The sequence below is a fragment of the Peribacillus suis genome, from assembly GCF_059384845.1.
This window is the reverse complement of sequence record NZ_CM182019.1, coordinates 4,071,378-4,084,700: the sequence shown is the minus strand read 5'-3', so window position 1 is coordinate 4,084,700 and position 13,323 is coordinate 4,071,378. Positions and strand designations below refer to the sequence as shown.

Below are 13,323 nucleotides of genomic sequence, written 5' to 3'. Positions count from 1 at the left end.
GCCTTGTTTAAGGATCATGCAAACATTATCAATGCCATTTCAACTGCAGGTGAAATTTCAGGTCGAAAAAAGCTGCAAAAAATTGTTTATATAGCGAAGAAGTTATCCTTTCCTTTTCATGAAAAATTTCAATTTCACTTTTACGGACCGTACTCGGAGGAATTGACTTTACGAATAGAGGAACTTTGCGCAATGGGGTACCTGAATGAAGTGAAGGAGAAAAAGGCGGGCTATTATCAATACTGCTATTCCATTACGGAGGCGGGAAAAGACTTCTTGTCGATACAGGAAGTTGATATGCCTTCTCTTGATACATGCTTATTGGATATGAATGAACAAAATGCCCGGTTTTTGGAACTTGTTTCAACGGTCCTTTACTTTGATACGTTGGAAAAGGAAGAGGTCATTGAAAAAATCTTCACGCTTAAAAGCAAGCAAAAATATACGCTTGATGAAATAGATGATGCATATGAATATATAGAGAAGCTACAAGGAAAAGCTAAGCCGAATTGATGGCTTAGCTTTTACGATTATGAACCCTTTTATTGGTCGCTTTTACGAACGCCGGCAACGGCTAAGTGGTTTTTAGCCATTTCTTCGATGAAAATCGTTACAGCTTCGGCTGGTGCACCGGTTGTTTCTGAAACAGCTGCTGTTACTTTTTCAACCAATGCTTTTTTTTGCTCCTCGGTACGGCCTTCAAGCATCTTGACTGTTACATATGGCATTTTCATATTCCCCCATTCTTTTTAATAGATGTAGTGTTTCACATTAGGGAAATATTTGCAAGATACTGAAATCAGAGTTTTTTCACATCTTGAAATTTTCATGTATACTAACGGTAATAAACATTGGGGGAGAAGCTATTGGATCAATTAGGACAGTTTTTGGCTTATAGTTTGGATAGGCTTCCTTACGTGATTGTCGTTCTTTTGATCGCGTTTACGGTTCATGAATTTTCCCATGCCTATGTGGCCTATAAATTTGGGGATCCGACAGCTAAGAATCAAGGAAGGGTCACCTTGAATCCCATACAGCATTTGGATCCAATCGGTACGCTCCTGATTTTGATTGTAGGATTTGGTTGGGCAAGGCCTGTCCCTGTCAATCGGTTTCATTTTAAGAATCCAAGACTGGCTGGCATACTGGTTTCCTTTGCAGGTCCGCTCAGCAATCTTCTTGTGGCGACGATAGGCTATTTAATCTGGTACGGGTTACTCGCTTCAGGGTTGGGACCTTACGACATGCCATTCTTCGTGGAACCTTTCTTTACGATGTTGATTCACTTAAATATCGTACTATTCGTATTCAATTTGATACCATTACCACCTCTTGATGGGTATCGGATCGTAGAAGATCTGGTTTCGGTGGAAATGCGTGCGAAAATGACTCAGTATGAGCAATACGGATCCTTGATTTTCCTGATTTTAGTCATCACACCGTTGGGTAAATATACAATCAGTCCGATTATGAATGAACTTGTACCATTCGTTCGTGACAATCTCGGACACACTTTAAGTCTTTTGTTTTTTTAATATAGTAAATGACGAAACTGAAGGGGGTTATTAACATGGAAGAACAACCAAAGAAAAAGATAGGCTTCAATATTATTAAAAATGATCCGATGAAAGGCCATGGCGGATATGGCGCTGGTGTTTTAACTCTCGACAATATTTCACCGGTCATCATTGATGTGGATGCTGGTGAAGCGGAAGTCGACATCGGCGCGATGCATGCAAGAAGTGCTGTGGAAAAAGGAATCAAGTTTCTAAAGACAAAAGAGGAAGTGCCAAATGGGAAACCCTACTGGCTTGTTTGGGTAACGATTGAAGCCCTGCAAACTGGTCCGTACTATGCCGGGGTGACCGCTTGTGAGATGACGGTGGACCGCTCAATCAGACGTGGGTACAAATCCTTGCCGGAACATGTTAACCGGATGGATAAATCCTTGAAACGCCATATCATCGTCGAGGATATGGACGATAAATCAAAAAGCATCCTTGCCGAGTTCCTGAAAAACCACGATGCAGGAATGTGGGAGCGTTCATCCGATGAGCTTAAACAGTCTTTGACGGTTTAAATGTGTATTATTGTATGAAATGTGAAGTTTAGTAAAAAAATCACTTGTACGAAGCGAATAAAATCAGTAAACTTAGAGACAGCAGTTTAGACACTGTGGAACTAGGACAGAAAAACCCCGAAGCCGCTACCGGCTTCGGGGTTTTTCGTTATCCCCAAGGTTTTAAGATTTTTTTATACCAGGGGTTTTTATGTTTCCCGTCCTTCGGAGCACTTTTGGTGTTCTTTTGCTTGAAGTGCTCTTCACAGTATTCCACGGGTTCGGTTCCTTTTACATAGTAAGTTAATCTGGAGACGGGGCAGGCATCTGTTGCAAGTTTGCCGCTTGCTGGATTGACATGTACACCGATTACATTACCCGTTTCCTTAAAGGGTTTGGAAGGTTGCCCTTTCAAACCCTTCTCCATATAGGATGCCCATATTTTTTTCGCATAACTTTTTTCGGCGGGGATTTCTATCTTTTTCCCTTGATCGTAGCCAGTCCATACACCTGCAACCAGTTGAGGCGTATAACCGACCATCCAGCTGTCGGTGGAAGTGGAACCCGACTTCCCTGCGACGCGGTGCGTCAGTTGGGAACTGATCGTGCTCCCTGTCACCTTCGTGTAGCCGTTTAGCGTTTCGTCAAAAACCCCGGTAAGCATTTCGGTCATGACAAATGCCTTATCCTTATCCAGAATCTGTTCACCTTTCTGGGACCGTTCGAAGATGACTTCACCTCTTCGGTCTTCCACCTTGGTGATGAATGTAGGCTCTACCTTTTTACCACCGTTAGCCAGGATTCCGTATGCATTGACCATTTCAATGGGTCTCACATTGGATGTGCCAAGTGCAAGGGAAGGAACCGCATCCATTTTGGAAGTGATGCCAAAACGACGTGCCGCATCAACCAATGCCTGTTCGCCGAGAAATAGATGGGTCTTCACGGCATAAATGTTGTCGGATAAAGCAATGGCCTGTGCCATCGTTATTTCATCATTCGCATACTGATAATTATAGTTATGCGGCTTATATGAAGTATGGCCATCATCAAAGGTAAAGGTTGTGGCCTCACTTTTTAAAGTGGTTGACGGTGTAAACCCGTTTTCTAGTGCTGAATAGTATAGAAGCGGCTTTATTGTCGATCCTGGCTGGCGTAGGGCCTGTGTGACACGGTTGAATGGTGAAGCTGTGTAGTCAGTGCCCCCGACGAGTGCGCGGACTTCCCCGGTCCTGGGATCCATGGCCACCAGTGATGCTTGGATGCTAGCCTGTTCGGGTATGACAGTGGAGAGGGACTCCTCTGCGATGCGCTGTTGATTTTCATCCAATGTGGTATAAACCTTTAAGCCCCCAAGCTCGATTGTCCGGTCATCTAAATGAAGTTGCGTTTTTAGGGCCTGTTTGACGGCATCCTGGAAGTAAGGAGCCATTTTCTTGGTTACAGTACCATGTTCGCCATTTAAAGAAAGGGATGCCTGGAGGGCTTCATCCGTATCAGCTTTTGAAATATAGTCTTTGGTTTGCATGGCATGCAGGACGACCTTTTGCCTTGATTTGGCTTTATCCAGGTTGTCCAAAGGCGAATAGTTGGATGGCCCCTTTGGGATTCCGGCTAGCATGCTTGCCTCCGGAAGCGTCAAATCCTTGGCATCCTTACCGTAGTAATATTGGCTTGCAGCTTGTGCTCCATAGGCGCCATGGCCATAGTAAATCGTATTTAAATAGCCTTCTAGAATGTCTTTTTTTGAGTAATTCATTTCCAGGCGTATTGTATAGAACGCTTCATTGAGCTTACGCGACCACGTCTTATCATGGTCAAGGAAGAGATTCCGGGCATATTGCTGGGTGATCGTACTTGCCCCTTGAACCTTGGACATGGCACGGACATCAGCAAGAATGGCGCCACCGATCCTTTTTATATCAAAGCCCTTATGGGTGTAAAATTGGCGATCTTCTACTGCGACTGTTGCCTTGACTAGTTCGGGTGAAATCGATTCCAGCCCGACCCAGTAGCGTTTTTGACCATTATCGGATTCTCCGATCACATTTCCGTCATGGCTATAATATAGGGTAGATTGAGGTACAGCCAAAGGCGGCGGACCTAGTATTTTTGCATACATCAGTAAAGAGAGAAGCAAGACAAAGAGAATGATGAGACCTATTGTGGCAAAAATGATGAAAGCCCGCACATATTTAGTTGTCCTTTTAAAACGTTCGCTTGGAATGAGCTCCATTGCTTTCACCTCTCTTATTTTTAAAAAAAGAATCTATTACTATTATGGAAAAAAAAGATATTTTTAAACATAAGAAGTGGAATTGTAATATTTATCTTGCATTTCTGGTAGATTCGTCTATACTTTTTCTAGCTAATGGGTATACCGAATATCGGCCAATTAGTTGAAAGACTATAAGATTTTGGAAAGGAAGCGTTAATAAATGAGCATTTGGTTTACTGAGAAACAAACAGAGAATTTTGGTATTACGATGAAAGTGAATCGTACTTTACATACGGAACAAACGGAGTTTCAAAAGTTGGATATGATTGAAACTGAAGAATGGGGAAATATGCTTTTGTTGGATGACATGGTGATGACATCCCAACGCGATGAGTTCGTTTACCACGAGATGGTAGCCCATGTTCCTTTATTTACACATCCTAATCCAGAAAATGTTTTGGTCGTAGGAGGAGGAGATGGCGGAGTTATCCGTGAAGTTCTTAAGCATCCAAGCGTAAAAAAAGCTACACTGGTTGATATTGATGGAAAGGTCATCGAATACTCCAAGAAGTATTTACCTGAAATTGCAGGCATGCTAGAAGATCCACGTGTCGATGTGCAAGTAGGGGATGGCTTTATGCACATCGCGAAGAGTGAAAATGAATTCGATGTGATTCTTGTGGACTCCACCGAACCAGTGGGTCCTGCCGTAAATCTATTTACCAAAGGCTTTTATGCCGGCATCTCCAAGGCTTTGAAAGAAGACGGAATCTTCGTTGCCCAATCGGACAACCCTTGGTTTAAATCAGACTTAATCCGTGATGTACAGCGCGACGTGAAAGAAATATTCCCGATCACAAGCCTTTATTTAGCCAATATCCCGACGTATCCAAGTGGGCTGTGGGCATTCACGATCGGTTCTAAAAAATATAATCCGCTTGACGTTTCAGACGAGCGTTTCCACGATATAGAAACAAAATACTATACAAAAGAACTTCATAAAGCAGCTTTCGTCCTGCCTAAATTCGTTCAAGATTTAGTGAAATAAGGGGGCATGAACATGCGATTCGATGAAGCGTACTCAGGCAATGTATTCATTAAAAGCCATCCGGACTTCGAGGAATCCGAAGCGGTGCTTTATGGTATGCCGATGGACTGGACAGTCAGCTTCCGTCCGGGTTCCCGTTTTGGCCCAACAAGGATTCGAGAAGTTTCAATCGGCTTGGAAGAATACAGCCCATACTTAGACCGTGAATTGGAAGAAGTGAAATTCTATGATGCTGGGGATATCCCATTGCCTTTCGGTAATCCTCAACGCAGTATCGATATGATTGAAGAATTTGTAGACGGTGTGCTTGATGCCGGTAAATTCCCATTGGGCATGGGGGGAGAACACCTTGTTACATGGCCTGTCATAAAAGCCATGTTTAAAAAGTACCCCGATATGGCCATTATCCATATGGACGCCCATACAGATTTGCGGGAGGATTATGAAGGAGAGCCACTTTCCCATGCTTCCATCATCCGAAAATCAGCAGAGCTTATCGGGCCAAGTAATGTTTATTCATTTGGAATCCGTTCCGGGCTAAAGGAAGAATTTCAATGGGCAAGGGAAAATGGCATGCACATTTCTAAGTTTGAAGTGCTTGAGCCCCTGAAGGAAGTATTGCCGCAATTAGCGGGTCGTCCGGTTTATGTGACGATAGACATCGACGTGCTTGACCCTGCGCATGCGCCGGGTACAGGGACCGTCGACTGCGGTGGCATTACGTCCAAAGAGCTTTTAGCTTCGATCCACGAGATAGCCCGTTCAGAAGTGAATGTGGTTGGCTGTGATTTAGTAGAAGTGGCCCCGATTTATGATCCATCTGAACAAACGGCGAATACGGCAAGCAAGCTGATTCGTGAAATGATTCTTGGTTGGGTTCAAAAGGGTTAAATATGATAGGGGAGGCTGTTCCTGCATTTTAGCGGGAATGGCCTTTTTAGTATGTATTCGGGAAATATCATCGCTTTCCCTTCGTAATTAAGAGCTTGTCTTGCGTTACATTCAAATGAATTGCATACTAAGACAAGATATGAAACTTTATTTTCCGCTCCAAGTTGAAACTTCATTGAAGAATATTTATACTTATAAAGTTAAGAACGAGATGATGAAGGAAGTGTAGCTTTGACTCTTCATGATATAGATAAGCAGAATGTTAAAGTGACATTGCAGACAAAAATCAGGCATGGCTCTGAAACGGAAACGTATGAGCTCGTCACTTTTGGTACAAGGATGTATAAAGGATCCGATTTGTATTTGCAATATGCAGAGGAAAATGAAGCCGGCAAAACGCAGACAACCATCAAGCATAAAACGAACGAAACGATTCTGCTTAGGAACGGTGCCGTTAAAATGAGACAGCTTTTCCGCTTGCAGGAAGCGACAAATGGACATTATGAAAGTATATATGGCAGGTTGGGGCTATCGACGACCACAAAGAAAATTCAGCATCAATGGGATGAAAAGAAAAAGGAAGGGAAACTGATCCTTCGCTATGCACTACATATGCAGGGAAGCGAACCCGGGCAATATGAAATGACGATTTCCTACAAGGAGGAAGCTTAGAACATGAATATAGTAAATGAGGTACAGGCAAAACTGAAACAGGAAATTAAAAATGCGGTTATTAAAGCTGGTCTGGCAACGGAAGAACAGGTTCCCCAAGTAGTGTTGGAACTTCCAAAAGATAAGACACACGGAGATTACTCCACGAATATGGCAATGCAATTAACGAAAATCGCAAAAAAAGCACCGAAAATGATTGCTGAAGCGATCATCGAAAACTTTGACCAGTCCAAGGCATCCATTGAAAAAATTGAAATCGCAGGCCCGGGATTCATAAACTTTTACATGGATAATGCTTATCTGACAGAGTTGGTTCCAGTGATTCTGAAAGCAGATGAAGCCTATGGCGAAAGCGATTATGGTAAGGGCGAAAAAATCCAGGTTGAGTTCGTATCCGCAAACCCGACTGGTGACCTTCACCTTGGTCATGCGCGTGGTGCTGCTGTTGGTGACACGTTATGTAATGTTCTATCAAAAGCGGGATATGACGTTTCGCGCGAATACTATATCAATGATGCAGGTAACCAAATCAATAACTTGGCAATTTCAATCGAAGCACGGTACTTCCAAGCACTTGGCCTTGATAAAGAAATGCCTGAAGACGGTTACCGCGGCGAAGATATTATCGGGATTGGTAAAACGCTTGCGAAGGAATATGGAGATAAGTATGTTAACGTCGATGAAAAAGAACGTTATGACTTTTTCCGTGAGTACGGATTGAAATGTGAAATGGCTAAGCTGAAAACTGACTTGGAAAATTTCCGTGTCGGTTTTGATGTGTGGTTCTCGGAAACGTCCCTTTATCAAAATGGGAAAATCGACGAAGCACTAAGCGTTCTGAAGGAGAGAGGCCATGTTTATGAAGAAGACGGGGCAACTTGGTTCCGTTCAACAGAACTTGGCGATGATAAGGACCGCGTTCTTATCAAAAAGGATGGCTCCTACACATACCTGACACCGGATATTGCGTACCACCGCAATAAATTGGAGCGTGGATTCGACACCCTCATCAATATTTGGGGAGCGGATCACCATGGTTATATTCCACGTATGAAAGCGGCAATCGAAGCGTTAGGCTATAATCGTGAGCAGCTTGAAGTGGAGATCATTCAGCTTGTTCATCTATTCAAAGATGGCGAGAAAATGAAAATGAGCAAGCGTACCGGTAAAGCGGTAACGATGCGTGACTTGATTGAAATGGTCGGCCTGGATGCCACACGGTATTTCTTTGCCATGAGAAGTGCGGACACACATATGGACTTTGACCTTGATCTAGCTGTATCACAATCCAATGATAACCCGGTCTATTATTCACAATATGCTCATGCCCGTATTTCAAGCATCTTGCGTCAAGGTGTGGAACAAGGGATTAGCTATGAAGGCATCACTGATTTTACTGCTCTTTCTACGGAGAAGGAATTCGAGCTATTGAAGAAATTAGGGGAATTCCCACAGGCAATCGCGGAAGCAGCCGAAAAACGGATGCCGCACCGCATGACGAATTATATTTTCGACCTTGCTTCTACATTCCACAGCTTCTACAATGCGGATAAAGTATTGGATAGTGAGAAAATGGATAGAAGTAAAGCTCGTCTTGCTCTAGTGAAATCGGTTCAAATTACGTTGAGAAACGCACTGGCACTAATCGGCGTTTCTGCACCGGAAAAAATGTAATAAGAAAAAGCGGTCGTTTCCCGTGAAACGGCCGCTTTTTTATTTAATGAAAACAGATCCCCCGCTTACTCTTTTCACTCCACGGATTCTAGACATCTCTTCAATCAATTTCAGCATCGCCTGATCCTTCATTTTTGCTTCAATCATGAAATCAACATCCTTCCCCAACTCCGTGAGTGCTTTTAGGAGGGGCATAATGAAGGCTATATCAATATAATCGGCATGTGAACGAAACGCACTGGCTGACTTTGGGGAAGAAATATGGATTGTAGGGACCGAATTGCTGTCTTCCCATGTAGTGTAGACATCGGTGAGTAGCTCGTTAAGCGGCTCCACGGATAGATTGGCAAGATGGTGATGATAATCAAAGACGAAAGGAATGCCTTCCCGCTTACATACACGTAACGTTTCGGAAGCTGTATAGGTTTTATCATCATTCTCCAGGGTCATCCTTGCTTTTACATGTTCAGGGAGCGACCTGAGGTTGTCATGAAAGCGAATGATTGCTGAATTTTTATCACCGTAGGCGCCGCCAATATGGATATTGATGAAGGATTGGTCTGCAATGCCCATCGCTTGAAGCATTTTATAATGAAATTCCATATCCTTCACGGCATTTTCAGTAATGCTTGGTTTCGGGCTAGTGAAAAGCGTAAATTGGTTCGGATGAAAGCTGACCCGCATGTTGTTCGCCAATACCCAATCCCCAAGTTTTTCCCATTCTTTTGCAAAAGGGGTGACAAAATCCCATTTTACGTCCGGGTGAGTCGCCAAGGGCACGATGGAACTGGAAAGTCGGTAAAGCTCGACCTGATGGGCCGTATTATACTGAAGGACCCGCAATGTGTTCTCGATATTTTGTTTGGTCACCTCCAATAGCTTTTGCCTTCCTTCTTCCTGACCAAGCTCGTTATATCGTTTGAAGGTCAGGGTCTTTGCAGGGGAGGCCTCCCAAAGACAGGTTGCATTGGAAACAAATCCGAATCGTATTTTCATTTTCTTCTCTCCCATTACCCGATTTTTAAAGAAAAGGGGAAAGGATGGCAGCTAGTGATTCTTTTGCTGAACGTAAGATATTAGGGGATGAGAGTGTCTTTTCCGCTATTGGGTTAGATTCAGCAATGTCGATCGCCAATTCATCCTTCACATCTTCTATGCAGCGGCGGTCATATATTAAACAATTGATTTCGCTATTCAGGAATAAACTCCGTTTATCAAAATTTGCCGTACCGATATCACACATAATATCATCGATCAATATCACTTTAGAATGGTAGAACCCTCTCTGAAATTGCATGATGGAGGCGCCTTCTCTTAATAAAATTCTAAAGTAGCGGAATGATGCCTCTTTAACTAGGGCATGGTCCGAAACGTCCGGAACGATGACGGTGACCGCTACCTTTCTGGAAAGGGCTTCCCTTAATGCTTCAAACAATTTATGGCTTGGGATGAAGTAGGGTGTCCCAATAATAATTTCCGTATCAGCTTTTTGAATCAGGTTTATCAGAGTTTGTTCAAGGTCGCTTCCATTAGTCACGATGAACTGTTGAGCTTGTGAGCCAGGAACTAATTCAGGAAAATAGGCGGGAGTCCCCCTGAAATCTTCTTTTGTATCATAAAACCAATCAGAAAGGAAAACTTCCTGTAAATCCTTCACTCCTTCCCCCGTGATTTTCAGGTGGTAATCACGCCAAGGGTTTAGCTTTTCTCCTTGATTAATATATTCCTTCCCAATATTAAAACCGCCCAGATACCCAATCCTTCCGTCAATTACGGTGATTTTCCGGTGATTTCTTCTTTGCGTGGAATAGAAAAGGAAAGGGGTCTTCGGTTTAAAGCTATATGAAAAGTGAACATTGCTTTTCTTTAATTCTTGAATGGACTGCCGGGACATTTTTTTACCTCCGACCCTATCTACCAACAGCCTTACCTCCACACCCGATTCTGCCTTTTTTTGAAGCAACTTCAAAAAGTCATTGCTAAATTGATCCTCTTTCACGATATAAAAAAGAATATGTATGGACTCCTGGGCCCGTTCAATTTCTTTCAGGAAATCTTCGAATAGGATTTTCCCTGATGTAAAGACGGTCATTTCACTTTTACGGGGCGGGAAAGTGATGTTCGTTGCCCGCTTTACCTGCTGCTTATAGCCTAATTTGAAATCAACCCAGCACCAAGTGAGGATCAACATTAATATAGAAAAAAACGTAACGAACACCTTCAACACGATCCCCCCTTAATGGTTTAAGTTAGTTTGACTCAAACAACCTATTTGTAACCATTAATTAAGTACAAGAGAAAGTGGATTTTTTTAAAAAATAAGAAGGGTAATTGACGGAATTGTCGAACTTTACTAGTGGGTGTAGAAAAATAACAATATTTACAAAGAAAAAAGTTGACTGAATGCTCATTCATTATATAATGGAGATAATCAAATTTCAGGAAAATGCCATTTTTTCTATAATTTTAAAGTGGTGATCTGGCATTTTTACACGATTCACGAATATATAAAAGGGGGAACGCATGCAATGGAAATGAATGGCCTGCTGTGGATTAACTTAATTGCATTTTTACTTGTAACCGCTTACGCTGCTGGATTATTTGTCTATTTAATCAGGACTCGAATGGCCTATATAAAGCTTGGCAAAAAGGTGGAATTCGATAATCGCGTCAAAGAACGGCTGGTTAAAATTGGGGTTTATGTATTCGGACAAAAGAAGCTCTTTAAAGACAAGAAGAGTGGAATCATACACTCCATGTTATTTTATGGTTTCATCTTAGTACAATTTGGAGCCATTGACTTTTTTATTAAAGGATTAAAGCCAGGATGGCATTTACCATTTGGTCCGGTATACCCGGCGTTCACTTTCTTTCAGGAAGTCGTGACGCTCACGGTTCTTGTTGCAATCTTATGGGCAGCATACCGCCGTTATGTAGAGAAGCTTGTTCGATTGAAAAGAGATTTTAAAGCAGGGTTGGTCGTCATTTTCATTACCGGAATCATGGTTACCGTATTAACAGGTAATGGAATGGGAATGATCTGGCACGGTCATGATGCAACGTGGTCAGAACCCGTAGCATCCAGCATTGCGTTTTTATTCAACTGGATGGGACCGACCGCAGCGACTGTCGTGTTTTACGTAGCTTGGTGGTTGCATTTGATCATCATATTATCTTTCCTTGTCTATATCCCGCAGTCCAAGCACGCTCATTTAATTGCTGGACCCGTTAATGTATTCCTGAATCGTTTGGATAACCCGGGTAAGCTGAAGCCGGTGGATTTAGAGGAAGAGATTTTGGATAAAGAAGGAAATCAATATTATGGTGCCAAATATATCGAAGACTTAACGCAATATCAAATGATTGACCTATATGCCTGCGTAGAGTGTGGTCGCTGTACGAATATGTGTCCGGCCACAGGTACGGGAAAAATGCTATCGCCGATGGATATCATTATCAAAATGCGTGATCACTTAACGAATACAGGGGCAGCCGTTACGACTAAGCAACCTTGGGTTCCGTCTTTCGTATTTGGAAATACAAAGGGCAACCAAATCGCTTTAGCGAGTGCGGGGCAGGGGGCGCAGGAGTCTGCAGCAGCAACCGAGGCCTATAGCGCTAGCCTTATTGGGGAAGTCATCACGGAAGAGGAACTATGGGCATGTACAACGTGCCGGAACTGTGAAGATCAATGTCCGGTCATGAATGAACATGTTGATAAAATCATTGATATGCGCCGTTACTTGGTGCTGACGGAAGGTCGTTTGGATCCCGATGCCCAACGTGCGATGACAAACATCGAACGCCAAGGGAATCCTTGGGGATTGAACCGTAAAGAAAGAGAAGACTGGATAGGTTTACGTGACGACGTTGTCATCCCAACCGTCAAGGAAATGAAAAAAGCGGATGAGGAATTTGAATATTTATTCTGGGTAGGCTCGATGGGGTCGTATGATAACCGAAGCCAAAAAATCGCCCTTTCTTTTGCTAAATTAATGAATGAAGCTGGCGTCAAATTTGCCATCTTAGGAAATAAGGAGAAAAATTCGGGCGATACTCCTCGCCGTCTAGGAAATGAGTTTGTTTTCCAAGAACTGGCCATGAAAAATATCGAAGAATTCCAGAAAAACGATATCCAAAAAATCGTGACCATCGATCCGCATGCATATAATATCTTCAAGAATGAATATCCGGACTTTGGACTGGAAGCGGAAGTGTACCATCACACGGAATTACTTGCTCAGCTTGTTAAGGAAGGAAGACTGGTACCGCAATTCCCGGTCAATGAAACGATTACCTTCCATGACTCCTGTTACTTGGGAAGATATAACGATGTATACAGCCCACCACGTGAAATCTTGCAATCCATTGAAGGCGTCAAACTTGTCGAGATGGAACGTAACCGTGAGAAAGGAATGTGCTGTGGAGCTGGGGGCGGCTTGATGTGGATGGAAGAGGAAACGGGTAACCGAATTAACGTTTCCCGTACCGAACAAGCTCTTGCAGTAAACCCAACTGTTATTAGCTCAGGTTGCCCATACTGTTTGACGATGTTGTCGGACGGGACGAAGGCAAAAGAAGTTGAAGAGAATGTGAAAACGTATGATGTTGCCGAATTACTCGAAAAGGCAATCCTGGGAGATAGTAAGCCAGTAGCGTCTTAAGTTAAATAGAATTGCCTGCTTCTTTTAAATGAATACATTCACTAGAAGCAGGCAATTTCTCTTTTATATAAACTAAATATTTTAATTTTTGTAAAAA

12 protein-coding genes are annotated in these 13,323 nt (G+C 42.8%); 8 read left to right on the top strand and 4 right to left on the bottom strand.

Annotated elements, in window-relative coordinates:
* Window positions 1–3 precede the first annotated feature (3 nt).
* Window positions 4–513, top strand: a complete 510-nt coding sequence (locus AC503W_RS19975) for a YwgA family protein (protein ID WP_494915556.1) — start codon at window positions 4–6, stop codon at window positions 511–513.
* 29 nt (window positions 514–542) lie between these two features.
* On the opposite strand, the gene thmT is transcribed toward AC503W_RS19975, so the two are convergent.
* On the bottom strand, window positions 543–728 hold the full coding sequence (gene thmT / locus AC503W_RS19970) for a 2-hydroxymuconate tautomerase (RefSeq protein WP_402870233.1): 186 nt from the start codon (window positions 726–728) through the stop codon (window positions 543–545).
* 138 nt (window positions 729–866) lie between these two features.
* On the opposite strand from thmT, the gene AC503W_RS19965 reads away from it, so the two are divergent.
* Complete coding sequence (locus AC503W_RS19965; protein ID WP_402870235.1) at window positions 867–1,535, top strand: site-2 protease family protein; 669 nt, start codon at window positions 867–869, stop codon at window positions 1,533–1,535.
* Window positions 1,536–1,570: 35 nt separating this feature from the next.
* Complete coding sequence (locus tag AC503W_RS19960) at window positions 1,571–2,080, top strand: YwhD family protein (RefSeq protein ID WP_494915555.1); 510 nt, start codon at window positions 1,571–1,573, stop codon at window positions 2,078–2,080.
* A gap of 148 nt (window positions 2,081–2,228) precedes the next feature.
* On the opposite strand, the gene AC503W_RS19955 is transcribed toward AC503W_RS19960, so the two are convergent.
* Window positions 2,229–4,295 carry a transglycosylase domain-containing protein gene (locus AC503W_RS19955; protein WP_494915554.1) on the bottom strand — a complete coding sequence of 689 codons (2,067 nt, stop codon included), beginning with the start codon at window positions 4,293–4,295 and terminating at the stop codon, window positions 2,229–2,231.
* Between the two features lie 202 nt (window positions 4,296–4,497).
* Between AC503W_RS19955 and speE the strand changes: the two genes are divergently transcribed.
* The 4 genes from speE (at window position 4,498) to argS (ending at window position 8,562) form a co-directional block, all read left to right on the top strand.
* Window positions 4,498–5,325, top strand: a complete 828-nt coding sequence (speE, locus tag AC503W_RS19950) for a spermidine synthase (protein ID WP_403079722.1) — start codon at window positions 4,498–4,500, stop codon at window positions 5,323–5,325.
* A 12-nt stretch (window positions 5,326–5,337) separates the two neighbouring features.
* Window positions 5,338–6,216 (top strand): agmatinase, encoded by an 879-nt coding sequence (gene speB, locus AC503W_RS19945; protein WP_402870244.1) that lies wholly within the window; start codon window positions 5,338–5,340, stop codon window positions 6,214–6,216.
* Between the two features lie 231 nt (window positions 6,217–6,447).
* Window positions 6,448–6,888 (top strand): YwiB family protein, encoded by a 441-nt coding sequence (locus tag AC503W_RS19940; protein ID WP_402954930.1) that lies wholly within the window; start codon window positions 6,448–6,450, stop codon window positions 6,886–6,888.
* A gap of 3 nt (window positions 6,889–6,891) precedes the next feature.
* Window positions 6,892–8,562 carry an arginine--tRNA ligase gene (gene argS / locus AC503W_RS19935; RefSeq protein ID WP_402870249.1) on the top strand — a complete coding sequence of 557 codons (1,671 nt, stop codon included), beginning with the start codon at window positions 6,892–6,894 and terminating at the stop codon, window positions 8,560–8,562.
* Between the two features lie 39 nt (window positions 8,563–8,601).
* Here argS and uvsE read toward each other — a convergent pair whose 3' ends face one another.
* Together uvsE and cls are read right to left on the bottom strand one after the other, a co-directional pair.
* Window positions 8,602–9,558, bottom strand: a complete 957-nt coding sequence (gene uvsE, locus AC503W_RS19930; protein WP_402954924.1) for a UV DNA damage repair endonuclease UvsE — start codon at window positions 9,556–9,558, stop codon at window positions 8,602–8,604.
* A 25-nt stretch (window positions 9,559–9,583) separates the two neighbouring features.
* On the bottom strand, window positions 9,584–10,789 hold the full coding sequence (gene cls, locus AC503W_RS19925) for a cardiolipin synthase (protein ID WP_403079716.1): 1,206 nt from the start codon (window positions 10,787–10,789) through the stop codon (window positions 9,584–9,586).
* Between the two features lie 307 nt (window positions 10,790–11,096).
* On the opposite strand from cls, the gene AC503W_RS19920 reads away from it, so the two are divergent.
* Window positions 11,097–13,226 (top strand): heterodisulfide reductase-related iron-sulfur binding cluster, encoded by a 2,130-nt coding sequence (locus AC503W_RS19920; protein WP_402871306.1) that lies wholly within the window; start codon window positions 11,097–11,099, stop codon window positions 13,224–13,226.
* The last annotated feature ends 97 nt before the right edge of the window (window positions 13,227–13,323 follow it).

Bases quoted from the DNA above. Each gene is read 5' to 3' on its own strand.
- AC503W_RS19920 (WP_402871306.1), top strand. From the start codon at position 11,097: ATGAATGGCCTGCTGTGGATTAACTTAATTGCATTTTTACTTGTAACC.
- AC503W_RS19960 (WP_494915555.1), top strand. From the start codon at position 1,571: ATGGAAGAACAACCAAAGAAAAAGATAGGCTTCAATATTATTAAAAAT.
- speB (WP_402870244.1), top strand. From the start codon at position 5,338: ATGCGATTCGATGAAGCGTACTCAGGCAATGTATTCATTAAAAGCCAT.
- speE (WP_403079722.1), top strand. From the start codon at position 4,498: ATGAGCATTTGGTTTACTGAGAAACAAACAGAGAATTTTGGTATTACG.
- thmT (WP_402870233.1), bottom strand. From the start codon at position 728: ATGCCATATGTAACAGTCAAGATGCTTGAAGGCCGTACCGAGGAGCAA.
- uvsE (WP_402954924.1), bottom strand. From the start codon at position 9,558: ATGAAAATACGATTCGGATTTGTTTCCAATGCAACCTGTCTTTGGGAG.
- argS (WP_402870249.1), top strand. From the start codon at position 6,892: ATGAATATAGTAAATGAGGTACAGGCAAAACTGAAACAGGAAATTAAA.
- AC503W_RS19955 (WP_494915554.1), bottom strand. From the start codon at position 4,295: ATGGAGCTCATTCCAAGCGAACGTTTTAAAAGGACAACTAAATATGTG.